The sequence below is a fragment of the Paenibacillus sp. FSL R5-0923 genome, assembly GCF_038009145.1.
In the GTDB taxonomy this organism is placed as follows: Bacteria; Bacillota; Bacilli; order Paenibacillales; family Paenibacillaceae; genus Paenibacillus_AQ.
This window is the reverse complement of record NZ_JBBPAT010000001.1, coordinates 1,298,677-1,324,967: the sequence shown is the minus strand read 5'-3', so window position 1 is coordinate 1,324,967 and position 26,291 is coordinate 1,298,677. Positions and strand designations below refer to the sequence as shown.

The window sequence follows — 26,291 nt, the reverse complement described above, 5'->3', positions numbered from 1 at the left end:
TTTGGCTACAGGGACGTTCTCATCTAATTGAATTACACTCTACTATTAGTTAGTCATGAACTCCAAACACCTCTAAACTACTCATTCCCTGTAAACCGAAACGACTGCAGCGTTTTATCCAACAAAGCTTGCTGTTCTGCAGTAGCATTGGCATCATTCAGCGTAACAGTAATCGTGTAGACCACCTCATTTTTACCAAAAACAACGTGCTTACTGCGGACAGGAACACCATTCTTGATTTGATGCACAGTAAGGATCGTAGCAGGAACACCGGCAAAGGTAGACTCCACTATACTTTCAATGCGAGGACCCTTAGGATCATTATTTTTATTCTGATAAGAATCTTTGAGCATATTCACCACATAATCGACTGAGCTTTCAGGTTTCGAGTTAATCTGGAAACGTCCTCCGATGAACCGATACTCTACCAACTGTGTCTCGAATACATCTTGATTGGGTGTCCATAAACGTGGAATGTCGATGGCATAGCCGTATCTTTTAGATACTTTGGTTATCGTTTTATTCTTGATTGTCTTATAGTCATCGCAAGCGAGTCGCCCGAAGTTCTCCTTCAACAGATCAAAATCAATATCAATAGAGGATATAATGGCTTTAAATTTGGCCTTATCGTCTTCTTGTCCAGCAGGTGTCACATATTCGAAATAGTAACGGTACCCATTCTTGAGTACGAGTGCCTGATATTCTGTCGCCCAACCGTTGCCGAAATTCAGCTGTGTCTCACTTATTTGCGCAGGTACGCCGGTTATTTCAGACTTCATGCTACCTTTAACAATATATGCGTCCGCTACAAAGTTCTCCTGCGTTTTTGTCTTCAGCTCTTCAGCCCAGCTCTCTAGTGTAGAACCAGCAGGTGCCGATGTAATCGCCACACTCAAATGACTTCCTTGTTTGCTTTCATAATAAAAATGCTGGTCATCCTTAATCCAAGCGGCAGGAACCTGTAGTGAGATACCATAGTCCTCATTATAGGCTTCACTTAAGCCATTCTTTACGGTAGAGAGATCACGGATTTTGTTATCCTTAGTGTCAAAAGAGGGCCGAAAAGAGCTCAGTAACCCCGCATATTTGGCTAAATCTTTATAATTAGTAGCTTTCTCATCCGTCAAATAAATCTCGTAAAGTCTACCTTCAGCATAGATCAGCCTGTTTTCCCAGAGTGCTCCGCTAGAATCTTTACTGACCAATCGTGCATAAGGTACTGAGGCATTAGGGAAAGACTCTCGATCTAATATTAACTCCCCACCTTCCTCGACTTCCCGAACTAGTTGCTCCAGAAGCCCATCTGCATCCACTGAAACCGCCTGATCACTTGCATGAATCTCCAAATAATAAAGATTGTCCGCACTGGAGAAGGTAGCCACACTCTCATCACCACCGCTATTTCCAGCAATCAGTCCAGACGGATAATTTAGTGTCCATTGAAAATAACTGTTCCCAATTTGCGTCTTCCCTACATCGCTATCAATACCAGTATCCACTGGCACATCGCCTTCATTGTCTGCAGGAGCTATGGTAATGATCAGCTCACCACCGTTACCCTGGGAGAGGGTTGCACCCAGTACACTCGCCACAAAACGCAGCGGCACCATCAACACACCTGAAACCATCCGAGGTGCGGAGGTGAGTTTAACTTTAGTCTCATCCTTCCAGGCACTAATACTACCAATCGTCATTAACCCTGTATGAGAGCCGTACGTTACTTTCACTACATCATTTCCTTCTAAGGAAACCGTGCTGCCAAATGTCTTTTTAAAAACCCCGAGCGGTACCATAACCGTTCCGTTCTCCATATAAGGCCGCTCAATAGTCACCTTCTTGCCATTCACCGTAGCAGAAGTACTGCCCACTTTAAGACTCAACTGTAGCTTGTCTGTTTCTGCCGCCCGTGCGGTTGGTATCGGTAATATAGAAAATAGCAATAACAAGGCCAGTATCGCACACAATCCTTGTTTTAAAACTTTAAAGCCCATTTACCGTCCTCCTCTCTAGTTTCCTGATCACTCTTCCGTATGCTCGTCCCCATCTGTTCCTGAACCCTCTTCACTTAATAGGGGATCACCCTGAGTGAGCACCAGCTTACGGATGACGATATCCCCATCACTTTGCATAACCAGTCGTACCGTTGTACCCGGAGAATAGCTTTTAAACAATTCATTAATATCAACTAGTGAGACCACACGGTGGCCGTCAATGCTATACAAGACATCATCTTCGGCAACACCCGCCTTACGTGCTTCAGCAGAATTCACTTTGGTTACAGTCAGGGGATCGAGCGTTGGCAATCCTACAATCGTAGACCAGCTCGGCTCTAGTTCCAGCCCAAGACTCGGGTGCTTTACTTCACCGTACTTAAAAAGCTGGTTCATAATATACTGCACGGTATCCGACGGTATAGAGAAGCCCATATTCTCCACGCCCACCGCTGAGTATTTCAGACTGTTTATTCCCAGCACTTCGCCCTTCATATTCACTAGCGGCCCCCCGCTATTCCCGGGATTAATCGCTGTGTCACTTTGGATCAGACGATAAGCCGCAGCTACTTCACGGTTAAGGCCACTTATAACCCCTACGGTCGCTGAATTCCTTAGAGAAAAGCTAATCGGTGTTCCGACGGCCACTACCTTCTCACCAACAACGGTTTTGCCGGTCGATGGAATAAACTTTGCAGGTTTAAGCGAGGTTGCATTGATTTTGATCAGGGCCAGATCACTAACTTCATCTAGATATGTTTCTTTAATGCTGTAGGTTTTGGAGTCCGACGTCACTACCAAGGCATTCTGCAGATCCTTGATGACATGTGCATTGGTTACAATCCATCCATTCGATTTCACAATAATGCCAGAACCATGCGTCAGATTGTATCGATCATCCGGTCCGCTAGTCCCCCCACTATCGTCTTTGCCGATAATGCCCACTACGGAGGGGGTGATACTTTTAATAATCCCTGGTACGGGGTCTTCCGCTGCTGTTGAATTTTTGATTTTGTCTCTCTGGGTTGTGGTCGCCGCGCTAACCGTCTTAGTCGTATCACCCAACGCATAAACCGACTCACTCCATACTCCTGACAGCAACAAACCGCACAGCAGCAAGCCCATTCCTTTCTTCACCAGCTTCTCCCCAATCCTCATCAACCTTCACCAGACCCTCTCTCTGCGAATGGATTAATTTTACATTATATAATTTGAAAAAAAGACACCTTCAATGCGCCCACGGCGTTAAAGGAGTCTTTTGGTGCAAAGCTGTTCAATTTAATTCTTCCGTTAACTTAACCAATGCATCACCATGGCATAGTCAGAGATTATAAAAACCAACAAACTAACCGCTCCGAAAGCAATGGCGAACTTGTTCTTCTGGGGAGCTCTCAGTAACCGAACGACTCCAACCAAAATTAGGATAGTGAATAAAATCATAAAAACATCAAAGGTATGAAATTTAGACGGTCCTTGCGCGGCAACTTCTGCAAGTAGCATTACCTTACCTCCTCAAAAATGTTGTCAAGCAAGATCCAGTATTCCCCATATCCTCTTCTATGTTATCGCTACCATTTGGGCGATGCAATAGGTTTTGTAGAAAAATTATGTATTTGTCGCAAAAAAAATATTTTATTGCTGCAAAATCGGATATATTAATGATTTTGTTCATTGACGTTTGGTGTTTTCCGGCGAAAGCGATACAAACCTAACGAGTAATGCTCTATTTTTTGAAGGTGATGAAATGAAGTATCAGTTATGGATTAAGCCCCCTCAAATTAGCCGATTATCGGTTTGATTTTAGTTCTAAGGCTGCTTCCCCAATCTAGTAGCTGAAGCTTTTAATAGAACAAAATGTATATTACAAATAGTTATTTATTTTTCAAGGAACCATTGAGCCTACAGTTATTCTATTACCCATTAAGTATACTTACAGCAACAGCATGTTCCTCATTAAATCTTACGACGGACATGCCCTACATATGCCTATCCCGCCTATTATTTAGTATTCTTTTTATAGGAGTCATATAACGTTTACTAGAAAACTCACATCAGAACGGATAAAGGCTCTAATTTACTGGTGACTACCAGCAATTGTACCGATCAATTGTTTTCCCAAAATAATAATTTTGGACAACAAACAATAAAGGCCACGGCAAATTGCCGCGACCTTTATTATTTAGTAGTTATACTATCCAGCTATTTATAGCTTAGGTAGTTTCCGCCGTCTCAAGCATAAGCGCTTCAGTACGCTCTGTATCACGAATCAGAACTGGCTTCAGATACTTACCTGTGTAAGACTCCGTAACAGTAATGATCTTCTCTGGTGTTCCTGTTGCCAGTACGGTTCCGCCGCCACTGCCGCCTTCTGGTCCCATATCGATGATATAATCAGCGGTCTTAATAACGTCCAGATTATGCTCAATGACAAGAACCGATTCTCCGGAATCCACCAAGCGGTGCAATACTTCTAGTAAACGACCAATGTCGTCCACATGCAGACCTGTTGTAGGCTCATCCAAAATATAGAGTGTCTTACCGGTACTACGACGGTATAGCTCGGAAGCCAACTTCACACGCTGCGCTTCACCACCGGATAATGTTGTACCTGGCTGACCAATCTTAATGTAGCCAAGACCCACATCCATCAGCGTTTGCATTTTACGGTGAATACGAGGGATATTCACGAAGAACTCTGTAGCATCCTCTACAGTCATCTCCAACACGTCGGAAATGTTTTTCCCTTTATATTTCACTTCTAGTGTTTCCCGGTTATAACGTTTACCTTTACATACCTCGCAAGGAACGTATACGTCAGGCAAGAAGTGCATCTCAATCTTGATAATTCCGTCCCCACGGCAAGCTTCACAGCGTCCGCCTTTTACGTTAAAGCTAAAGCGTCCCTTTTGGAACCCCCGTACCTTTGCCTCATTCGTCTTCGAGAACAGATCACGAATGTCGTCAAATACGCCAGTATAGGTTGCTGGGTTAGAGCGTGGTGTACGCCCAATTGGCGATTGGTCGATTTCAATAACCTTATCGAGATTTTCCAAGCCACGAATTTCTTTGTGCTGACCCGGACGCACCTTCACAGCCTTATTCAGCTGTCGTGCCAAGCTCTTGTACAGAATTTCGTTAATAAGTGAAGATTTACCGGAGCCCGACACACCAGTCACCGCCGTAAATACACCCAATGGAATCTTCACATTCACATTTTTCAGGTTATTCTCTTTAGCGCCACGAATTTCTATCCAACGATCATCGGTAGCACGACGCTTAGCGGTAACTGGAATAAACTTACGACCGCTTAAATATTCACCGGTTAAGGAATTCGGATCTTTCATAATCTCTTCCGGTGTTCCTTGCGCCATAACTTGTCCACCATGAATACCCGCACCCGGTCCGATATCAATAATATAGTCCGCTGCCATCATCGTATCTTCGTCATGCTCTACAACAATCAACGTATTGCCTAGGTCACGCATATGAGCAAGCGTAGAGATCAGGCGATCATTATCCCGTTGATGCAGACCAATACTTGGCTCATCCAGAATGTACAGTACACCCATCAAACTGGAACCGATCTGAGTGGCCAACCGGATACGCTGTGCTTCACCACCAGATAGCGAGCCTGCTGCGCGGCTAAGTGTCAAATAGTCCAGTCCGACATTCACTAGGAATCCCAGACGATTGCAGATTTCCTTAAGAATGAGATTGGCGATAGCTGTCTCTTTCTCACTTAACTTTATTTCTTCAAACCAATGCTGACAGTCACCAATCGAGAGATCGGTAATATCCGAAATATTTTGCTCGTTGATCGTCACCGCCAAAATTTCTTTCTTCAGACGTTTGCCCTTACAGACATGACAAGGCTTAGCACTCATAAATCCTTCGATAAATTCACGAATACCGTCAGATGCGGTCTCCCGGTAACGACGCTCCAGATTCGGAATAATCCCTTCAAAAGCAACCATCGCATCTTTCTTTTGTCCAAAATCATTCTCATATTTGAAGCGAACCTTCTCGCTACCTGTACCATGCAGTAGTTTATTCATATGATCAGGTGTTAAACTGCTCACTGGAACGTTCTGTGGAATATTAAAATGCTCACACACGGACTTCAGAAATTGCGGATAGTAATTAGAAGTACTTCCAGTCCAAGCTAAAAAAGCACCTTCTTCAATGGATTTCTCAGCATCAGGAATAAGCAGATCTGGATCGACCACCATCTTCATTCCAAGTCCATCGCACTCTGTGCAGGCTCCAAACGGACTGTTGAAGGAGAACATACGTGGTGCCAGCTCTTCAATACTGAAACCACAAATCGGACAAGCAAAATTAGAGCTGAACAGAAGCTCTTCCTGACCGATGATATCCACAAGGATTTTACCGCCCGAAAGTTTAAGTGCCGTCTCCAGTGAATCCGTCAGCCGGGTCTCCACATCGTCTTTAACGACGATCCGGTCTACAACAACTTCTATGGTGTGTTTTTTATTCTTCTCAAGTTCAATATCCTCAGACAGATCTCTTAGCTCACCGTCCACACGCACACGTACGAACCCTTGCTTAGAAATATCTGTGAAGAGTCCTTTGTGTTCACCTTTACGTCCTGAAATAATAGGCGCTAGGATTTGCAAACGAGTCTTCTCTGGATACTGCATAATCCGGTCTACCATTTGTTCAACGGTCTGGGAAGTAATCTCAATTCCATGCTCTGGACAATGAGGGTGACCGATTCGAGCAAAAAGCAACCGGAGATAGTCATAGATCTCAGTAACCGTACCAACTGTGGAGCGCGGGTTGCGACTTGTTGTCTTTTGATCAATAGAGATTGCCGGAGATAATCCGTCTATCGAATCCACATCCGGCTTCTCCATTTGCCCCAAGAACTGACGAGCATAAGCTGACAAGGATTCAACATAACGCCGCTGTCCTTCAGCATAAATCGTATCAAATGCAAGCGAAGACTTACCCGAGCCGCTCAGCCCCGTCAGCACGACGAAACGGTCACGTGGAATCGTCACATCGATGTTTTTGAGATTGTGCGCCCTCGCGCCTTTAATTACAATATTATCGTTCGCCAACGGAACCTCTCCTTAATGAATCAAATATCAAAGCTGTTTTCTATTTATTCAAAAAGAACGGCCAGGACAGCACCGTTCAATTACTTATTTTAAATATCGGTGATGCATTTAAGGTTTATTACTCGGCCCGGAGCTCCAACAATGCGTCACGCAGCTCTGCCGCGCGTTCGAATTGCAGGTTCTTCGCAGCGTCCTTCATCTCGGCTTCCAGACGCTGGATCAGGCTTTGTTTCTCTTTCTTATTCATCTTGCCACCAACACCCGTGAGGTAATCCGCTTTGGACTCGGCAACCTTCGTTGCCTCGATGATGTCACGCACCTTTTTATTAATGGTGGTTGGGGTAATGCCGTGCTTCTCATTATGGGCGATCTGGATGGCGCGACGACGCGACGTTTCGCTCATCGCCTTCTCCATCGAATCAGTGATTCGATCACCGTACATGATTACACGACCCTCGGAGTTACGGGCCGCACGACCAATCGTCTGAATTAGGGAGCGTTCGGAACGAAGGAAGCCCTCTTTATCCGCATCGAGAATAGCGACCAGCGATACTTCCGGGAGGTCGAGACCTTCTCTTAGCAGGTTAATCCCTACCAAAACATGGAATGTACCAAGTCGAAGATCACGTAAGATCGCCATCCGCTCCAGCGTTTTGATATCAGAGTGCATATAACGAACCTTAATCCCAATTTCCTTAAAGTAATCCGTCAGATCCTCTGACATCTTCTTCGTCAACGTTGTGACGAGTACGCGTTCGTCTCGTTCCACCTGATCACGAATTTCACTAATCAAGTCATCGATTTGTCCCTCTGTAGGACGAACCTCAATGATCGGATCCAAAAGACCTGTAGGCCGGATAATCTGCTGCACCATGGTGTCGCAGTGCTCCATTTCATAGGGTCCTGGTGTCGCTGAAACATATACGATCTGCTTCACTTTTTCTTCGAATTCCTCGAACTGGAGTGGACGGTTATCCAGCGCAGACGGCAAACGGAAACCATGCTCTACCAGTACCGTCTTACGCGCCCGGTCACCATTATACATCGCCCGAATCTGTGGAAGTGTTACATGGGACTCATCAATAATGATCAACATATCATCTGGAAAATAATCCATTAATGTATACGGAGTTGCCCCTGGTTCACGGAAGGTGAGCGGACCGGAATAGTTCTCAATCCCAGAGCAGAAGCCCACTTCTTTCATCATCTCAATATCATAACGTGTCCGCTGTTCCAGACGCTGAGCTTCAAGAAGCTTTCCTGCGTCACGAAGAACCGTTAAGCGGTCTTCCAGCTCTTTTTCAATGTTGACCAGTGCCACTCGCATCGTTTCTTCCTTGGTAACAAAGTGAGACGCCGGAAAAATAGCGACATGATCGCGCTCCCCGATCAGTTCACCCGTCAGTACATCAATCTCAGTGATTCGCTCAATTTCGTCACCGAACAATTCGACCCGAATGGCATGCTCACCCTGAGATGCCGGGAAAATCTCAACCACATCACCACGTACACGGAAGGTTCCGCGTACAAAATTGATATCATTACGCTGGTACTGGATATCCACTAGCCTGCTCAAAATCTCATTTCGAGGCTTCTCCATCCCTACCCGCAAGGACAAAAGCAAGCTTCCGTATTCCATCGGCGAACCGAGGCCGTAAATACAAGACACACTCGCCACAATAATAACGTCACGCCGTTCGAACAAGGAGCTCGTTGCGGAGTGGCGCAATTTATCAATCTCTTCATTAATACTGGAGTCTTTCTCGATATAAGTATCGGAGGAGGGAATATACGCCTCTGGTTGGTAATAGTCGTAGTAGCTGACGAAATAGTCTACCGAATTATGCGGAAAAAACTCCTTAAACTCACTCGCCAGTTGGGCAGCCAAAGTCTTGTTGTGCGCAATAACTAACGTCGGGCGGTTTAATTTGGAAATAACTTGTGCAACGGTAAACGTCTTACCCGTACCCGTCGCGCCCAGCAGCGTCTGGTGCTTCTTGCCCTGCCGGATGCCTTGTAGTAATTCCTCTATGGCATGAGGCTGATCGCCCTGGGGTGTATACTCGGACTCCAATTCAAAAGTCTTTGTACTGACGACAATATCACTCATTTGCCCGTCTCCCCTCTATCGTCTAAACTAGATTAATATATTATAATTGTTGTCTGAATGTTCTCTCTCCATACGATGGCAAGCTAAAACGCCTTTGGCGTCTCTAAAAGACGTTAAGCGTTTGTGCGAGAATTATAAGGATTAAAGTATAACGTGAAACTTATACTTTCTTATAATTAAAAAATATGGAAGATAAGAATATGTGTTCCCGTTCATTATACAGTGTTGCCTAGATCGTTGCAAACCATAATACATAGAAATGTTAGGAGCTTGAAGCATGGATATTACCTCAATAATCGGCCTATTGGCTGGACTGGCTGCGTTAATCGGCGGCTATCTCTGGGAAGGCGGAAGCCTCTCAGGACTGCTGCAGCTTAATGCAGCTTTGATTGTGTTCGGGGGTACGTTTGCCGCCGTTATGATCAGTTTCCCGGCATCTAAGCTGCGCTCCATTCCAACAGCATTACGCATGGCTTTCGGTAGCAACCCTGATCGTGATGTAGAAAAAGCAGAAGAACTTATTGCAATGGCAACCGTGGCCCGTCGCGGCGGCGTTCTAATGTTAGAAAAACAAGCTGAAGAACATCCGGACCCTTTTACACGTGAAGGTCTACTTCTTATTGTCGACGGCACTGATCCTGAGCAGGTAAGACAGATCCTTGAATTAGAAATGGATGCTAAAGAATTGAAGCATGAGAACTATGCTAAGATTTTTGAAGCTGCAGGTGGATATGCACCAACGATGGGAATTATCGGGACGGTGATGGGGCTCATCCGTGTACTTGGCAACCTTACAGATCCGTCAAATCTGGGCACATCTATCGCAGTGGCATTTACCGCAACATTGTACGGTGTTGCCATCGCTAATTTAATATTTTTACCCATCGCTTCCAAAATCAAATCCCGCAGTCAAAGCCAGCTACATAGTATGGAAATGCTGCTCGTCGGCATTCTTTCTTTGCAGAACGGGGATCACCCCTTGCTGGTGCGTAAAAAACTGAACTCATTCATCTCAGACACGGACACGAATGACCGTGCGGAAACTAGAGGTCTTCTATGAGACAAAGAGACCGGCGCAAGCGGCGTGTAGAGACTCGGGAAAGCCGCGACCGTTGGATGATTACTTATGCTGATCTAATTACACTTTTACTTATTTTTTTCGTTATATTGTATGCGATGAGCAGCCTGGATACTGACAAATATAACATCGTGACAGGCTCGTTATCCGAGACCTTCAAATCTGGCAGCACTGTCCTTGAGGGTGGGAACGGCATTTTAGATGCTGGGAAATCAACTGAGAACAAACCGGAAAGTACAGACGGGAATGGGAATGCAGCTGCAACTGCGAGACCGAATGATGGATCTGCTGAACAAACGGAGAACGAAACACCTTCGGCACGTGAACTTGCTTTTCGAGAACAAGAGGCTAAACTTGCTGAATTAATGGGTGTGATTACGAACTATGTAGAGGAAAATAATCTCGGAGAACAAATTTTTGTTGCCGACAAACCGCAGGGGATAGAAATCACACTCAGTGACCGTTTTCTCTTCGATATAGGTAAGGCAGATCTGAAGTCTCCAGCCCTGCCTGCTCTTCAGCAGTTATCTGGATTATTCAGCGATATCGGCGCAAAGATCAGCATTGAAGGACATACCGATAATACGCCAGTATCTTCGGCTTCTCACTATAACGACAACTGGGAGCTATCTGGTGCTCGTGCGCTGTCAGTGCTTCGCTTTTTCTTAGATCATGAAGGGTTGAACCCCGACAATTTTCAATATGCAGGGTATGCTGATACCCAGCCCACCGCGGAGAACACATCAGCTGCAGGTAAGCAAAAGAACCGCCGTGTAGAGATCATTGTGCTGCGGCAGCTTCAAGAGGGTGCCTAAAAAATGTTTTACTCAGAGCTAGTTACAGTAGCTAGGCCTGTGCGGGAGCGAATCTGCTTATCAACATACCAAAATGGGCTCGCCACTATTTATTACGGAAATACTCCCTGATTATCTGCCTATTCCCTTGTCCAGGCGCAGAATTAGGGAATTCCTCCCTGATTAATACCCTATTTACTCAGAAATAGCGCTTTTCACCGAAATTTTAGGGAGGAATTCCCTAAAACCCTTTGTGTCACGCTATATTCGTCTAAAATAAGGGAGGTTTTCCCTAATTCCACAATCAGTAGATTCGCTTTTAAATAAAATCCCATAATTCTAAAGAGTCCCAGGATTTAACTCAAAGATCCCGACCGCTATTTATATAAAAACACCAAACAGCAAGTCCCCAAAAACAGAAACTTGCTGCTACAAATATCACATGCGGTGAAATTAATATACAGTGAAAAATCCCAATTACTCTCCTACCAATGCACGATATCCAGCTGCATCTAGCAGTCCTTTTACAGCATCAGCATACTCTCCGTCCACTTCAATTTCAAAAATCCAACCTTCACCATACGGCTTATCATTAATTAGCTCTGGACTAGCTTCTAAACCATCATTAATCTTGGTAACCTTCCCAGAGACGGGTGAATAGAGTTCCGATACGGTCTTAACGGATTCGATACTGCCTACGCTGTCGCCAGCTGAAATGGCCGAACCCACTTCAGGAAATTCCACAAATACGATATCGCCTAACAAATGCTGAGCATGATCCGTAATCCCAACACGTACTACGCGTCCTTCCACTTGCTGTGCCCACTCATGCTCTTCGCTGTAAAGAAGGTTATCTAAAACTTCACTCATTTCAAGCCGCCTCATTTCCAAATTGGAATTCTAAATTTAGTTATAGCCTAAGTGATCGCGGAGCATAATGTCAATATTACTAAAAGTAAAATAAATTTGTCGTTTTTTTGACTTTTTCTTGTTGACAGCGCCCTCCTATACCCGTTTAATGGAGACATAAGAAACAAATACAGTTGCGGATGATGGCATAGGGAGAGACTGTCTCACTTGAAGACGGCGCCGAAGGAGTAAGCCCTAACAGGGGTGAATCTCTCAGGCAAAAGGACCTTTGTCGGACGTACCTCTGGAGAGCATCAGACGCGAGGCTGAGTGCGTCAGGTCACCAACGGGGAAACTTGCATGTTAGTTACGCAGGGTAACTCTCAGGTACAAAGGACAGAGCAGAAAGCGATTAGTGCATTTATGCATGATTGCTTCTGCCTGTCCTTTTTTTCGTATGTAATCAGACTAGGGGAGTGACGACATGGATGCTTTGAAAAGAACGCCTTTTTATGATCTCTATTCCGCATATGCGGAGTCCAGGTGCATTGATTTTGGCGGCTGGGAGCTGCCAGTACAGTTTACAGGTATCGTGAAGGAGCATGAGGCTGTTCGCCAGCAGGCTGGACTGTTCGATGTATCGCATATGGGTGAATTCATGGTGATCGGAAGCGGCGCTGAAGCCTTTTTACAAAAAATGACGACCAACGATGTCAGCCGCCTTACCGATGGTGCGGCACAATATACGCTGCTCTGTTATCCAAACGGCGGGGTGGTCGACGATTTACTCGTGTATCGACTAAGTGAAGGCCGTTATATGCTCGTCGTAAATGCCTCCAACATCGATAAGGACTTCCAGTGGCTGCAAGAGCATCTGACCTCTGAATTCGGTGAAGTCACACTCACTAATGTCTCTGACGAGACGCTTTTGCTCGCCTTGCAAGGTCCGCTGGCAGAGACCATACTCGCAGAAGTTACTGATGCACCGATCTCAACGCTCAAGCCTTTCCACTTCATCGAACGCGCAACCGTCTGCGGTGTAGAAGTACTGATCTCCCGTACGGGTTATACCGGTGAAGATGGCTTCGAAATTTATGCTCCGCTGGATGGGGCAGCGACGTTATGGAACGGCCTTCTCGCAGCTGGCTCTCCTCACGGATTAACACCTGCTGGACTGGGCGCACGGGATACGCTTCGTTTCGAGGCAAAATTGCCACTGTACGGTCAGGAGCTGTCGGCTGACATCACTCCTCTTGAAGCAGGGATTCAGTTTTTCGTAAAGCTGGACAAAGCAGATTTCATCGGACGCGATGCGTTGATACAGCAAAAAGAAGCGGGTCTCCCCCGCCGTCTTGTCGGTCTAGAAATGATTGATCGAGGCATTCCACGCTCCCATTACCCAGTCTATGCGGACGGCATCAAAATCGGAGAGGTCACAACCGGAACCCAATCTCCAACGCTGAAACGCAACCTGGGATTAGCTTTGCTTGATACAGCTTATAGTGAAATAGGCACAGAGGTTTTCGTAGAGATACGCGGCAAGCAGCTTAAAGCTGTCGTGATTAAGGCCCCTTTTTACAAGTATAAACGCCTTTAGCGTCCTTATTAGGACGGTTAGCTTTTAAGCGAGAAATAGAAGGATAAAGTATAGCGTGAAAATTGTACTTTCTTATATTTTAAAAAAGCCAAGGAGTGAAACCTTAATGAAGCACCGTTATCTGCCCATGACAGCACAGGACCGCGTAGAGATGATGGAAACCGTCGGGATTCAGTCCATAGATGAGCTGTTTTCCGATATCCCTGAAGCCGTCCGTTATCAAGGCACTATGCCGATGTCTGAACCACTCGATGAGTACGCCCTGCTACGTCACATGAAAGGTCTCGCTGACCGAAATGCTGACTTCGATTCGCACGCCAGCTTCCTCGGCGCCGGATTATACGACCATCACATCCCTGTGGTGATCAACCATGTCATTTCCCGTTCAGAATTCTACACTGCTTACACCCCTTATCAACCGGAGATCAGCCAAGGCGAACTGCAAGCGATCTTCGAATTCCAATCCTACATTTGCGAACTAACCGGTATGAAAGTAGCCAATGCCAGCATGTATGATGGCGCAACCGCATTATCCGAAGCAGCCGTCCTCGCAGCTGGTGCTACCAAACGCAAAAAATTAATTGTCTCCCGCACCGTTCATCCTGAAGCGCGCCAAGTGTTACGCACATCAGCTAATGCTTGGGGTCTTGAGGTAGTGGAGATTGACTATAGAGACGGTGTTACCGATCAGGCTAAGCTTGCTGAGGCCATTGATGGTAATACGGCTGCAGTACTGATGCAATCGCCTAACTTCTTTGGCAGCATCGAAGATCTTAGCTCCGTTGAACCGCTGATCCATGCTGTTAAAGGGTTGTTCGTCGTCAGTGCAAATCCGATCGCTCTTGGCGTACTAGAAACACCAGGTAAGCTCGGAGCCGACATCGTAGTCGGTGACGCTCAGCCACTCGGTATTCCAGCTTCCCTCGGCGGACCAACCTGTGGATTCTTCGCTGTAGCAGAGCATTTAATGCGCCGCATGCCAGGTCGTATCGTTGGTCAAACTGTTGACCGTAACGGTAAACGCGGCTTCGTTCTGACACTCCAAGCTCGTGAACAGCATATCCGTCGTGAAAAAGCGACATCGAATATTTGCTCCAATCAGGCGCTGCTCGCACTCTGCGCATCCGTCTACCTGTCCGTAATGGGTAAAGAAGGGATGCGTGAAGTAGGCGAGCTGAACATTCGTAAAAGCCATTACGCCGCTAATAAACTAAGCGAACTGACAGGGGCTGAACTTACCTTTTCCTCCCCATTCTTTAACGAGTTTGTCGTGAAGCTTCCGGAAGGAAGCAGCGTAAGTGCAATTAATTCGAAGCTGCTGAAGGAAGGTTATTTAGGCGGTTATGATCTGGGCCGTGATTATCCTGAACTTGCTGGACAAATGCTGGTAGCCATTACGGAAAAAAGAAGCAAAAACGAAATCGACCAATTCGCTAGCGCACTGGAGGGCTGTTTATGAAACCGGAGCAAAGTCTAATTTTTGAATTAAGCCGTCCCGGCCGTTCGGCCTATTCCTTGCCAATATGCGATGTGCCGCAGGAAGAAACATTGGAAGCTCTGATTCCATCAGGTTTACTCCGTAGCGAACCCGTCGTGCTTCCAGAAGTATCCGAAGTGGACGTCATTCGCCATTACACTTCCTTGTCACGCCGCAACTTTGGGGTAGATAACGGCTTCTATCCACTCGGTTCATGTACGATGAAATACAATCCTAAAATCAATGAAGATGTTGCCCGCATCGTAGGCCTAGCTAAGATCCACCCGTACCAGCCGGAAGAAAGTATTCAAGGCGCACTGGAATTAATGTATACCCTACAAAACGACTTGTCTGCACTAACCGGCATGGATGCTGTATCTTTACAGCCTGCCGCAGGTGCTCATGGTGAATGGACCGGTCTCATGATGATCCGCGCCTATCATGAAAGCCGCGGCGAGACCCGCACGAAGGTTATCGTGCCGGATTCCTCGCACGGCACCAATCCTGCTAGTGCTTCAGCAGCAGGACTTGAAACGATCACGATCCCTTCCACAGATAAAGGGATGGTCGATCTTGATGCGTTAAGAGCGGCCGTCGGCAGCGATACAGCCGCGCTGATGCTGACTAACCCAAGCACACTCGGCTTGTTTGAGACCCAAATCGTCGAGATTGCTGAGATCGTGCACGAAGCAGGCGGCTTACTCTATTATGATGGAGCCAACTCCAATGCCATTATGGGCATTACCCGCCCTGGCGACATGGGCTTTGACGTTGTGCATCTGAACTTGCATAAGACAATGAGCACCCCGCACGGCGGTGGTGGCCCTGGAGCCGGACCTGTCGGCGTAAAATCCATCTTGATTCCGTTCCTACCACAACCAACTGTGGTGAAAAACGAAGATAGCAGCTTCTCAATCGACTTCGGCGGACCTGAATCGATTGGACGCGTGAAAGCTTTTTACGGCAACTTTGGTATTCTCGTTCGTGCCTACGCCTATATCCGCACCTATGGTCCAGACGGACTGCGTGAGGTATCCGAAAATGCCGTGCTGAATGCGAACTATATGATGCACCGTCTGGCGCCATATTTTGAAATCCCATATCCGGGCGTATGTAAACATGAATTCGTAATGTCCGGCAAAAACCTCAAGCAGTATGGTGTACGCACCTTAGACGTTGCTAAACGATTACTCGACTTCGGCTACCATCCGCCAACCGTGTACTTCCCTCTGACTGTTGAGGAATGTATGATGATCGAGCCGACGGAAACGGAAAGTAAAGAAACGCTCGACGGCTTCATTAATACGATGATCCAGATCGTAAAAGAAGCGCAGGAGACACCGGAAATCGTAATCAACGCACCTCATACCACAGAAATTAGCCGATTGGATGAGACACAGGCTGCGCGTAAGCCGGTATTGAATTGTTCTTGCGGTTAACAGCTAATGAGTAGTATTAAAAACGCAGGCCACGATACCAAGTATCGTCGGCCTGCTTTTCGCACTGTCCAACTACACGAAAAGTTCTCATCCTCTAAATCATCAGGCCCTTCCCAGCATCATTAAAAATGTCTGAGAAGGGCCTGTTTCAGTTGTTTATCACTATAACTTTTTGATATTACGCACCATGCGTCGGAGTTTCTACTTTCACTACGCCCTTGCGCTCCTTAGCCGATTTACGGAAGTAGAACAGCTCGTAAATCGCTGGAACCACAACCAGCGTAAGCAGCGTTGCCGCGGTCAAGCCACCGATGACCACAATCGCCAAGCTTTGCGAGACGATGCTGCCCATCTCGGCATGGCCGAACAGCAGTGGAGTCATGGCGCAAATGGTAGCAATAGCCGTCATCAGAATCGGGCGCATCCGTGTTCCGGCCGCTTCCAGAATGGCTTCGCGAATACCCATATGCGTTTCATTCTGCTTAATACGGTCGATAAGCACAATCGCATTCGTGACGACGATACCAATTAGCATCAGAGCCCCGAACAGGGCAGTGAAATCAGGTGTTACGCCGGATACGATCAGTCCAACAATCGCCCCAATCGCAGCCAAAGGCAAGGAGAACATGATTGCCAGCGGAGCACGAAGGGTTTTGAAGGTTAGGACCATGATCAGATACACCAACCCGATGGAGATCAGCGCTGTCATACCAAGGTCAGCGAAATCCTCTGACTGATCAACCGAGGCTCCGCCTGCAAATAGAGTCACACCCTTTGGAAGGGTAAGACTATCGGTTTGCTTTTTAATATCTGCTCCGATTTCAGACACCTTCTTCGGATCCACTTCCGCTGTAATTCTCGCATATGGCTTCCCATCTTTATGGAACAACAGTGCTGGTTCATTCCGAACCTCATAGGTTGCTAGTTGAGACAACGGCTTTGGACCTTCAGCAGTCATGAGCTTCATTGCTTTTAAATCTTGCTCCGACTTTGGCTCAGCTATAGGATCTAACACTACTCCCGCAGGTGTACCGTCCAGTTCGATTTGCCCCATAGGAATCGGATTCAGCATAGCCGACAATTGCATGGTAATTTCTTGTGCATTCGTCTGTGCTGGATCTACCTTAAATGTAAAGACAGGTTTGGTATCCTCCATGTTGCTACTGACCTTCTGAATCCCCTCCACAGTCTTCAACTTATTCGTAACTTCTGCTGCAACAGCAGTAATATCTGTAAGATTATCACCCACGATATCAATATATTCGCTAGTGGAGCTTGAACCCATCATACTCATTTGATTAGCAACAAGTGTTGCCCCAGCGTAGGAATCCTTCACATCACGGACATGATCGATGAAGCCTTGCGCATCCGCACCTTTTTTCATCACAACGGTATAGTCCACTAAGGTCTCCGAGCTGACGGACCCCCACTGGGCCGCATCTGCACTGTTCCCTGATTGCATGATCACCGTTTCCGCTTCAGGCTGTTTCATCAAATCTTGCTCTAACTGCTTTCCTTTTTCTAAAATCTCTTTGACAGGAACATCCTTCGGATAATTCAACTGAACAGAGACATAGCTGGCATCTGAAGCATCAAGCGCACCTTTTGGCATAGTCACATAAGCAGCGATAGAGCCAATCAGAAGGAGAAGACCTAGCGATAAAGTAATCCATTTCCGGCGCAAATTCCAATCGAGGAATCGGGTGAACCATTTAGACGGCTCGTGTTCTTTCATTGAAGTTCTTCTCAGCAGCCATGAGCTTAACAGCGGAACCACCGTCAAAGCTACAACGAGTGAAGTTAACAGTGAATACGTGACCGTTAAGGCAAACGGAAGTAGGAACGCCTGTAAACTACCACGCAGAAGACCCATCGGCAGAAATACCGCTACCGTTGCAATCGTAGATGAAGTAATCGCTCTAGCCACTTCCCCAGTTGCGCTTATAATCATTTCACGGGAGAAGGGTTCTTTTTGCAGCCTACGGTAAATGTTCTCAATCACTACGATACTATCATCAACCAAGCGACCGACCGCAACGGCCACACCTCCGAGCGTGATAATATTCAGACTTATGCCGGATATATCAAGCAGATATAAGGTAACCGCTAGTGAAAGCGGAATAGAAACCGCCGTAATCAGGGTTGCCCGCAGGTTGCGTAGGAACAGTAAAATTACGATCGTCGCGAACAGCGCGCCCAGCAATACTTCACGCATCATACTATTGACCGAGGTAACCACCATATCTGATGTGCTGAATACGACCGCTGCCTCTGCATTTGGAATGGTTTTGTTAATATGTGCTACGGTATCCTGTATATGATCTCCGACACTTACTGCATTCGCATTAGCTTCTTTGGTTACTATGGCGAAAAGAACATCTTTCCCATTCGAGCGGCTAACGCTCTCTTGATCTTCCTTCAATTCGATGACAGCAATATCCTGTAGCTTAACACCCGAGGATACGGGTAGCTTTTTTAGAGTATCGATACTATCAATTGTAGAAACCACATTAACGTTACCTGTCTGACCACCAATCGTCTGCTCTCCAAGAGATGCCGATACATTACGTCCCTGAAGTAACCCTAGTACTTGAGGTGTCGTAATTCCTTTCTCAGCCATTAATTTTGGATCTAGCTTCACCCGCACTTGCGGTGTTACTTTCCCATATAAGGCGACGTTGGCTACACCTTCTGCTTGTTGCATCTCTGGAATGATCGTTTCTTCCGCAAGCTTAAGGTTTTCTTTAGTCAGACCTTCGTCAAACGAAAGGGTGACCTGCGACACGGGAATCATGGAAGTATTCAGTTGAAGTACAAAAGGGGCCATCACCCCTTCAGGGAACTGCAACGAATCTACAACCTTTTGCACCTCCCCAGCTGCATCCTTCATATTTGTTTTTGAGTCATAAAAAATATTCACCTGTGCGTATCCGTCTCCGGAAGTGGACAGTATTTCTTTCTTTCCCTTTACAAAAGCGGCCCCAGCCTCAATCGGCTTCGTAACCTTCGTCTCCATTGCATGGGCATCTTGACCCGGACCGAGCACCGTTACAGTCACTTGTGGATTATCTGCCTCTGGCATAAATTCCATCGGTAGCGAAGTGTAGCTCAGCCCTCCCACTACAAGCGCCATTACCACTAAAAGCCCTACCGCCGCCTTGTTACCGAACGACCATTTGGTTAACCATTTCATTATCGTTTCCCCTTCCACCCCGTATATTTCTGGTACTCATCTTATGACTGCCCCATTATGTATTATTTTCCATCCCGAGATTTAGTTTAGACATTTTTGGTCGAAGTCAAAACAGCCCTACGGCTGGTTTTATACTCAGTCTTAAGACGGGGGGCTTTCTCCTTCCGAAGGATAGGGAATTAGAGCAAACAAAAAAAGAGCACCCCAAAAGCCATGTAAAATGGCTTTCGAGACACCCTTTTGCTATGATTATTATTTTTGTTTAGCGCGCACTGGATCGCGGAACATATATTTTAAGAGTGGTGGTGTTACAAGTGTAGTTACAATGACAACAATAATTACGGAAGTAAAATACTGCTGCTGCAACAATCCGCTTTGCAGACCTGTTGCCGCGATGATCAATGCAACCTCACCCCGCGAAATCATCCCTGAACCAATAATAAGCGACGAATGGTTATTAAATCCTGTAAGACGCGCCCCCAGACCGCCACCAAACAACTTGGTCAGAATGGCAATCACCGTCAACAAGAGGACGAATCCTAGTTGACTGCCAACCCCTTCAAAGGAAACATTAAGTCCGATACTGACAAAGAAGACCGGAACAAAAATCGAATAGGCGATAGGCTCAAGCTTAGATTCCACAGTGTGCTTAAAGGAGGTTTGTGAAATAGCAATCCCAGCTGCAAAAGCACCGATGATGCCTGCCATCCCCATAATTTCAGCAAAATACGCGAACGCAAAGCAAATCATTAGCGCCGCTGCGATAACAGCCTCTGTCACCTTTAACGGAGCCATCCATTTCATAACCCGCGGCACAACGAACCAACCCACAACAAGCGCTACAGCGAAGAACAACACTTTTTTCGTAATTAAAAGACCAATGGACACTGATTCTCCTGTGCCGAAAAAGCTCATTAATACAGCGAGCAAAATAACAACCAGAATATCATCGACTACAGCGGCTCCCAGAATGGTAGAACCTTCACGTGTATTCAACTTATTCATATCCTTCAGTACCTGAACCGATATGCTGACTGAAGTTGCACTAAGAATGACACCCATAAACATAGCATTATGATAAGCAAAACCAAACATTTCTCCGATGGCGAATCCACCTAGAAAAGGTAAAATAATACCTCCGACGGCTACTGCGAAAGCTGACTTCCAGTTCTTGCGCAGTTGATCCAGATCAGTCTCAAGCCCTGCTATAAACATTAACAATAGAACACCGATCTCCGAAAAATAATGAATAAACTCTCCATTTTGAATCCAACCCAGTACCGCAGGACCTAGTATAATACCGACAATTAACTTACCCAGTACCGACGGTTGTCCCAGTCGTACAGATAAATCACCAGCTAGCTTGGTGAATAGTATAATCAGCATAAGATATAGAACAAACTCCATGTTTCATCCACTCCCTTGTTGTATATAAGAACTGCCAACCAGGGACATCTCCAAGCCAAAAAAAGACAAAGAGGAGCCCTTGTTGACAGGCTCCTCCAAAAAACAAAAAATTATTCAATTAAACAATATTAAATATATTATAACCGTAATATAAAAGACTGTAAACAAAATACGCCGATATTTTACCTTATGCAAATTTTAGTTAATAAAGAATCAGCTTCACTATTTTAGATAGAACACTTCACGTAAAGGCAACATTGGCACCTCATCATTGAAATCAAATGACCCTTCAACCATCTTTGAAGTAATGGCATTCCATCGGTTGCAGGCGTCACTTTTAGCAATGTAATCGAAAGCCGCTTCTGTATCCTCACATTCAAAGCAATAAAAAAATTGATTACCATTCTGAAAGATGGAGTAGTTAGAAATACCAGCCTTACTGTGCTCCTCCAAAACTTCTGGCCAAGGATTTAAATGCATCGCTACATACTCTTCCAGACATTCTTCCTTCACCCGCCATGTCCAAGCCAATTTATTGCTGCTCATCTGTTCATCCTCCTAGAAATGTCCTCTATTGTACATAATAAGAATCAAATACATTTGATACCTATTATTGTACCTGAAGGTAACAGCCCAAGCTATGAATATCTAGCCTTATGCTTTCTAAGCATTAATTCCAGCTTCACTTGGGCGGAGAATGGCAGAACCAATCGCCAGTAGCACAGCAGCCATAAGACCTAAGATGGCAAAGGGTAACCACAACTCATTCCAGCCCCCACCGGTTGCAGCGATGTCGACCGCTTGGATGGCCCATTTTTGCGGAACAAAGTTAGCCGCCTTCTGCATATAGTCCGGCATAATGGATAAAGGCCAAAAGCAGCCGCCAAGCATACAAGTCGGTGTGATAATAAGGGAATTCAGCATACCAGCATTATTAGGATTACGAATTAATCCTGCCACTGTACTCGCGATCCCCATAGACACCAGCATAAATGCCGCAAGAACAAGGAAATAGAGATAGATTGGAACTTCATAATCATAGTGCAGCACCCAGCGACCTAAGGCGAGCACTACGACGATCTGAATCAGTCCGACCATGAAGCTACCCAGAAAATTACCAATAGCAATCTCGTAAGAACGAACCGGAGCACTGAACATTCGCATCATCGTCCGGCCTTTCCGATCATCCATAATCAGAGACACAGAGCTCGTGACCAGGCTCATGAGAAACATTAGCGTTAAGCCCGTAACGACTCCCAATCCCTCCCGAGGATATAGATTATAATCAGTTCGAATGCTGCCAATACTGTGCTGTTCCGCTCTTTGCATAACCGTAGTAAACTGTGCGTCAACGTCCTTAGATCCGTTATTAACTGCCCCTATGATCGCGGCCGTACTCCTCATTTCATCAGCAATTGTGCTCGCTTTTAATTTAATCATAACGGAAGTTTCATTCGTCTTCAGCTCATACACACTAATTTGTGGTTCTTCTCCAGCAAGTAGTGCCGAAGTGAAGCCTGCTGGAATTAGAATTCCAGCTTCTCCATTCTGATCGACTACGCCTTCTCTTAAAGCAGTCTCGTCAGTCTTTTCTACAAATTTATATTCTCCGGAATTCTTTAGTTCAGTGAGCAAATGCTTACCTGCTGCCCCGTTATCCATATTCGAATACAGCACAACAGCTGGGTTCTCTCCCATCGTTCCAGTAACGGAAACAATACCTGCAAGTACAATACAAGGAAGCAGAATATAGATGAGCACCCCCTTCCTAGTACCAATGGTTCGTTTCACCATGTTCCAGGCAATCGTTAAGATTTTATCCATGATAACCCACCTTCCGGTACGAGATAGCCGCTGCACTGAACAACACTAGGCAGATCAGCGATAACACTCCCAAATTCGGCATGATTTGCGATACATCGGCATGTAACATCATTTTCAGAATAGCCTGCATTGCCCAATGATTAATCGTAAACGCCCCTATAGAGTTCACCCACGATTCTGGAAGTGGTGCCATTCCCCCGCTAATGAAGGTCATGCTTACAGTGAGTACCGTAACCACACTTCTTGCGCTTGCTCCAGTCTTGCTGAACATAGAAATAACGATAGATAAGGTCATCGAAGCCACAATCATCAGCAAGCAAAATAGGAGTAACAAGCCCGGGCGATTTCCCCAATTCACACCGAACAGCACATTCGTCAGAATAATAATCGCTGCGCACTGTACTATACTTACAACACCCACACCAAGCATTTTGCCAATAAACAGTTCTGAGCCTTTGACTGGCATTGAATTTATCCGGAAAAGGGTATGATTTTCTTTTTCATTAAAAAGAGAAGTACATACCGTCAAGCCGCTATACAGCAAAAACATCAGCATCATGGATACCGCATAGAACTGGGAAGAAGTATATGAATATCCTCCCTCGCTCAGTTCTCCAAGCTTTACGGAAGGCTCATTACTGGTGGAACTAGGTGCCATAACGTTCAAAGCTTCTGGACCCAGTGTCATCGCCACAGACTGTTTATAATTAAGATTCCTCAGAAAATTATCGAAGACCGTCCCTGCCACCCTGTTATCTGTACTTTTTTGGCCCAGTATAAATTCCAGCTGTGCGGCTTCACCGCTCTGTACCTTACTATCAAAGCCTGGAGGAACAACAACCGCATAACCATATTTTCCTGTTCGCAGACCGCTTTCTGCCGCCTCTCGACTACCCACCATAACCGGAGTAATGATATCCTTAAGCTCTGTTGACTTCAAAAAGCTATCCATCATCGCCGAGCTCTCATAGCCCTCACCAGTAAGATTAACAACAGCCACTCGCACAACATCAATAGTAGTGGAGCCTTTGTCACCAACGACACCGGAGAGCGAAGCACCTAAGAGAAAGATCAATAACAGGGGCAGCAAAAACATATTTAATATCATAGAACGTGAGCTAAATAGTCTTCGCAGCTCATAGATCATAATCGTCCAAGTATTCATCAGAATAATCCCCCCTTTAATCTCTTAAGGTCCTTCCGGTCAAGTTTAGAAACAACGTCTCCAGATCAGGTTCTTCAATATTTAGCGAGCCGATAATCCCCTTATGCTTGGCAAAAATAAAAAGGATGTCCTGTAGCTCCCCTTGTGAAGAAGGCAGATACAGCTCGACTACTTCATCCTTTGCTTCTACGCGTCTAATTCTAGGGTGAAGCGTCAGCTCCTGAACAAGCTCCGGTGTGATATTAGCAGCTTTAATGACGATTTTTTCTTCCTTGGCAACGCGTTCTCGCAGTTCTTTTTCCGTGCCGCAAGCAATGATATGCCCTTTATCCATAATGGCTACTCGATCGCAAATGGCCGCAACCTCCTCCATATAGTGACTGGTATAAATAATCGTTGAACCGAGTCGATTGAGCTCCTTAACCGATTCAAGAATATGATTACGAGATTGCGGATCAATCCCCACCGTAGGTTCATCCATAATAATCAGCTTGGGACGATGCATAATAGCACAGGCAATATTCAGACGTCTTTTCATCCCTCCGGAAAAGGTTGAGGGTTTCTCTTTAGCACGATCGCTAAGGCCTGTGAACGCAAGAGCCTCATCTACCCGTTCCTTCAAGAGCTTGCCACGCAAACCATACAATCTTCCGAAAAAGGTAACGTTATCCGCCGCTGTCATCGTGTCGTATAAGGCTAATTCCTGTGGAACCAAACCAATTCTTTTCTTCACCTCAAGTGATTTCGAGGAAACGGGCAGACCGTCGATAACAATGTCTCCCCCGTCAATCTTAAGCAAGCCGCAGATCATACTGATCGTTGTACTTTTACCCGCTCCGTTCGGGCCTAGCAAGCCAAAGATTTCTCCTTCTTCTATCGTCATGTTCACATGATCTACTGTTAATTTACCTTCATATCGTTTCACCACATCGGTTAATACGGCGATTGCCATCTTTTCATCGCTCCTGTCTTTGCGCTTCTATATTTACAATTTTAGCTTAAAGGGATTGACCACGGAGGTACGAAAAGTCATCTTTTGAAGGTGACTTAAGTCATCTCCTGAAGAAGTAGGCGAATATGCTAAGATTAGAAGAAACTCTATAAAGGATGTCTTAGGTGTGACTAGAGAACTGACCCTATTGCGATACCTACTCATCATAATTCCTGCTTGTATTAGCATTTACATCTATCCATATGCCGACTATGGAATCTTCACGTTGCATATTCTGATGCTTCTATTCCTTGTGGTCATGGTGCCAAAGCTACCCCGTTCCTTTCATGCCTTAATAAGCATTGTGGAAATACTGTTCACTGCCTGGTTATGTTACCAGTACGGCAGCATAATGATTTTCCCGGCCATTTCAGCATTACTTTATTATTCTAGACTTCAGCCCCAAGCAGTACCTCTCGTGTTTACGGTTGTGCATCTGATTACCTTGAACATAGCGCTCTGGGATTCTCCAAAACTTATAATCACATTCATCAACATTACTTTTCTGCTCATCGCCTATCTCAACGAATTGTTACAGAGGGCGGGTCGGGGCCGTGAGAACACCCTCAATCTTTACGATGAGCTGCGAAAAAAGCATTTCGAGCTGGATGAAGCCCGCAACCGACTGCTGGAGTTTAACGCCCAAATAGAAGATGCAGCCCAGTCCAAAGAACGGGTTCGCATCTCCCGCCAGCTCCATGATGATATCGGCCACCGCCTCATCCGCATTAAAATGATGATGGAAGCCGCGCTACTCACCTTACCCACCTCCCCTGAAAGCGGAATGCAGATGATGGAGCTCATTCGAGATCAATTGTCAGCCAGCATGGACGATATGCGCTCTGCAGTGAAGCGTATCAACTATACGCCACAATTAGAGGGAGCTTATGCGTTAGACCGGCTGCTAGAAGAGATCGGCCGCGATACGGGAATCGAGACCTCATACCAAGTGCACGGGATACCTTACCCGCTATATCCTAGTATTCAGGTGATCTTGTATAAGAACGCCCGAGAAGCCATAACCAATGCCCTACGTCACGGAAATGCAACTGCGATTTCGATTAAAGTCGACTTTAGTGATACTGGAGTTACGATGGAGGTCAGCAACAACGGGACGCTTCCCGAAGGCAATAAACTAACCAAACTGCCGGAAAGTGGAGGGGTCGGGATGAAAGGAATGTTCGAACGAACACATCTGATCGGCGGAACCTTGGAATGGCGGCAGGAGCCTCAATTCACCATTGTTACGCGGTTGCCCATTTATAAGCAGGGAGAGATTGTATAGGCAACGT

Annotated in this window: 18 protein-coding genes and 1 riboswitch; of the genes, 6 read left to right on the top strand and 12 right to left on the bottom strand. The window is 45.9% G+C overall.

Going from position 1 to position 26,291, the window contains the following annotated elements; genetic code table 11:
* Positions 1 to 77: 77 nt before the first annotated feature.
* The 5 genes from MKX35_RS05800 to uvrB form a co-directional block, all read right to left on the bottom strand.
* Positions 78 to 1,991: a stalk domain-containing protein gene (locus tag MKX35_RS05800; protein WP_076297864.1), complete on the bottom strand. Its 1,914-nt coding sequence runs from the start codon at positions 1,989 to 1,991 to the stop codon at positions 78 to 80.
* 27 nt (positions 1,992 to 2,018) lie between these two features.
* Positions 2,019 to 3,152, bottom strand: a complete 1,134-nt coding sequence (locus tag MKX35_RS05795) for a S1C family serine protease (RefSeq protein ID WP_371915757.1) — start codon at positions 3,150 to 3,152, stop codon at positions 2,019 to 2,021.
* Positions 3,153 to 3,281: 129 nt separating this feature from the next.
* Positions 3,282 to 3,491, bottom strand: a complete 210-nt coding sequence (locus MKX35_RS05790; RefSeq protein WP_042192275.1) for a hypothetical protein — start codon at positions 3,489 to 3,491, stop codon at positions 3,282 to 3,284.
* Between the two features lie 710 nt (positions 3,492 to 4,201).
* Positions 4,202 to 7,075 (bottom strand): excinuclease ABC subunit UvrA, encoded by a 2,874-nt coding sequence (uvrA, locus tag MKX35_RS05785; protein WP_042192277.1) that lies wholly within the window; start codon positions 7,073 to 7,075, stop codon positions 4,202 to 4,204.
* A gap of 118 nt (positions 7,076 to 7,193) precedes the next feature.
* Positions 7,194 to 9,185: an excinuclease ABC subunit UvrB gene (gene uvrB, locus MKX35_RS05780; RefSeq protein WP_076297865.1), complete on the bottom strand. Its 1,992-nt coding sequence runs from the start codon at positions 9,183 to 9,185 to the stop codon at positions 7,194 to 7,196.
* 277 nt (positions 9,186 to 9,462) lie between these two features.
* Between uvrB and MKX35_RS05775 the strand changes: the two genes are divergently transcribed.
* Positions 9,463 to 10,245, top strand: coding sequence for a flagellar motor protein (locus MKX35_RS05775; protein ID WP_076286986.1), 783 nt, complete (start codon positions 9,463 to 9,465; stop codon positions 10,243 to 10,245).
* Positions 10,242 to 11,078 carry a flagellar motor protein MotB gene (locus tag MKX35_RS05770; RefSeq protein WP_042192284.1) on the top strand — a complete coding sequence of 279 codons (837 nt, stop codon included), beginning with the start codon at positions 10,242 to 10,244 and terminating at the stop codon, positions 11,076 to 11,078. Before MKX35_RS05775 ends, MKX35_RS05770 begins: the two co-directional genes overlap by 4 nt.
* A gap of 456 nt (positions 11,079 to 11,534) precedes the next feature.
* Here MKX35_RS05770 and gcvH read toward each other — a convergent pair whose 3' ends face one another.
* Positions 11,535 to 11,927 carry a glycine cleavage system protein GcvH gene (gene gcvH / locus MKX35_RS05765; protein WP_076286985.1) on the bottom strand — a complete coding sequence of 131 codons (393 nt, stop codon included), beginning with the start codon at positions 11,925 to 11,927 and terminating at the stop codon, positions 11,535 to 11,537.
* A gap of 179 nt (positions 11,928 to 12,106) precedes the next feature.
* Positions 12,107 to 12,205, top strand: a riboswitch (glycine riboswitch).
* Between the two features lie 185 nt (positions 12,206 to 12,390).
* On the opposite strand from gcvH, the gene gcvT reads away from it, so the two are divergent.
* From gcvT to gcvPB, 3 genes are all read left to right on the top strand, one after another.
* A complete protein-coding gene (gcvT, locus tag MKX35_RS05760) occupies positions 12,391 to 13,503 on the top strand; it encodes a glycine cleavage system aminomethyltransferase GcvT (RefSeq protein WP_076297866.1) in 1,113 nt (370 codons plus the stop codon).
* A gap of 106 nt (positions 13,504 to 13,609) precedes the next feature.
* Positions 13,610 to 14,962 carry an aminomethyl-transferring glycine dehydrogenase subunit GcvPA gene (gcvPA, locus tag MKX35_RS05755; RefSeq protein ID WP_076297867.1) on the top strand — a complete coding sequence of 451 codons (1,353 nt, stop codon included), beginning with the start codon at positions 13,610 to 13,612 and terminating at the stop codon, positions 14,960 to 14,962.
* Positions 14,959 to 16,419 (top strand): aminomethyl-transferring glycine dehydrogenase subunit GcvPB, encoded by a 1,461-nt coding sequence (gcvPB, locus tag MKX35_RS05750; RefSeq protein WP_076297868.1) that lies wholly within the window; start codon positions 14,959 to 14,961, stop codon positions 16,417 to 16,419. Before gcvPA ends, gcvPB begins: the two co-directional genes overlap by 4 nt.
* Positions 16,420 to 16,597: 178 nt before the next feature.
* Here gcvPB and MKX35_RS05745 read toward each other — a convergent pair whose 3' ends face one another.
* From MKX35_RS05745 to MKX35_RS05720, 6 genes are all read right to left on the bottom strand, one after another.
* Complete coding sequence (locus tag MKX35_RS05745) at positions 16,598 to 19,612, bottom strand: efflux RND transporter permease subunit (protein ID WP_076297869.1); 3,015 nt, start codon at positions 19,610 to 19,612, stop codon at positions 16,598 to 16,600.
* 252 nt (positions 19,613 to 19,864) lie between these two features.
* Positions 19,865 to 21,019: a cation:proton antiporter gene (locus MKX35_RS05740; protein ID WP_042192295.1), complete on the bottom strand. Its 1,155-nt coding sequence runs from the start codon at positions 21,017 to 21,019 to the stop codon at positions 19,865 to 19,867.
* 222 nt (positions 21,020 to 21,241) lie between these two features.
* Positions 21,242 to 21,565: an L-rhamnose mutarotase gene (locus MKX35_RS05735; RefSeq protein WP_042192298.1), complete on the bottom strand. Its 324-nt coding sequence runs from the start codon at positions 21,563 to 21,565 to the stop codon at positions 21,242 to 21,244.
* A gap of 117 nt (positions 21,566 to 21,682) precedes the next feature.
* On the bottom strand, positions 21,683 to 22,843 hold the full coding sequence (locus MKX35_RS05730; protein ID WP_076285708.1) for an ABC transporter permease: 1,161 nt from the start codon (positions 22,841 to 22,843) through the stop codon (positions 21,683 to 21,685).
* Positions 22,836 to 24,008, bottom strand: a complete 1,173-nt coding sequence (locus tag MKX35_RS05725; protein WP_076297870.1) for an ABC transporter permease — start codon at positions 24,006 to 24,008, stop codon at positions 22,836 to 22,838. Before MKX35_RS05725 ends, MKX35_RS05730 begins: the two co-directional genes overlap by 8 nt.
* Before the next feature lie 16 nt (positions 24,009 to 24,024).
* Positions 24,025 to 24,960 (bottom strand): ABC transporter ATP-binding protein, encoded by a 936-nt coding sequence (locus MKX35_RS05720; protein WP_076297871.1) that lies wholly within the window; start codon positions 24,958 to 24,960, stop codon positions 24,025 to 24,027.
* Positions 24,961 to 25,126: 166 nt separating this feature from the next.
* Here MKX35_RS05720 and MKX35_RS05715 point away from each other — a divergent pair, with 166 nt between their 5' ends.
* Positions 25,127 to 26,284 carry a sensor histidine kinase gene (locus tag MKX35_RS05715; protein WP_042192307.1) on the top strand — a complete coding sequence of 386 codons (1,158 nt, stop codon included), beginning with the start codon at positions 25,127 to 25,129 and terminating at the stop codon, positions 26,282 to 26,284.
* Positions 26,285 to 26,291: the final 7 nt, after the last annotated feature.

Coding starts and splice junctions, on each gene's coding strand:
- MKX35_RS05745 (WP_076297869.1), bottom strand. CDS start 19,612: ATGAAATGGTTAACCAAATGGTCGTTCGGTAACAAGGCGGCGGTAGGG.
- gcvT (WP_076297866.1), top strand. CDS start 12,391: ATGGATGCTTTGAAAAGAACGCCTTTTTATGATCTCTATTCCGCATAT.
- uvrB (WP_076297865.1), bottom strand. CDS start 9,185: ATGAGTGATATTGTCGTCAGTACAAAGACTTTTGAATTGGAGTCCGAG.
- MKX35_RS05790 (WP_042192275.1), bottom strand. CDS start 3,491: ATGCTACTTGCAGAAGTTGCCGCGCAAGGACCGTCTAAATTTCATACC.
- MKX35_RS05725 (WP_076297870.1), bottom strand. CDS start 24,008: ATGAATACTTGGACGATTATGATCTATGAGCTGCGAAGACTATTTAGC.
- MKX35_RS05735 (WP_042192298.1), bottom strand. CDS start 21,565: ATGAGCAGCAATAAATTGGCTTGGACATGGCGGGTGAAGGAAGAATGT.
- gcvPB (WP_076297868.1), top strand. CDS start 14,959: ATGAAACCGGAGCAAAGTCTAATTTTTGAATTAAGCCGTCCCGGCCGT.
- gcvH (WP_076286985.1), bottom strand. CDS start 11,927: ATGAGTGAAGTTTTAGATAACCTTCTTTACAGCGAAGAGCATGAGTGG.
- MKX35_RS05720 (WP_076297871.1), bottom strand. CDS start 24,960: ATGGCAATCGCCGTATTAACCGATGTGGTGAAACGATATGAAGGTAAA.
- MKX35_RS05730 (WP_076285708.1), bottom strand. CDS start 22,843: ATGGATAAAATCTTAACGATTGCCTGGAACATGGTGAAACGAACCATT.
- gcvPA (WP_076297867.1), top strand. CDS start 13,610: ATGAAGCACCGTTATCTGCCCATGACAGCACAGGACCGCGTAGAGATG.
- MKX35_RS05775 (WP_076286986.1), top strand. CDS start 9,463: ATGGATATTACCTCAATAATCGGCCTATTGGCTGGACTGGCTGCGTTA.
- MKX35_RS05770 (WP_042192284.1), top strand. CDS start 10,242: ATGAGACAAAGAGACCGGCGCAAGCGGCGTGTAGAGACTCGGGAAAGC.
- MKX35_RS05800 (WP_076297864.1), bottom strand. CDS start 1,991: ATGGGCTTTAAAGTTTTAAAACAAGGATTGTGTGCGATACTGGCCTTG.
- MKX35_RS05740 (WP_042192295.1), bottom strand. CDS start 21,019: ATGGAGTTTGTTCTATATCTTATGCTGATTATACTATTCACCAAGCTA.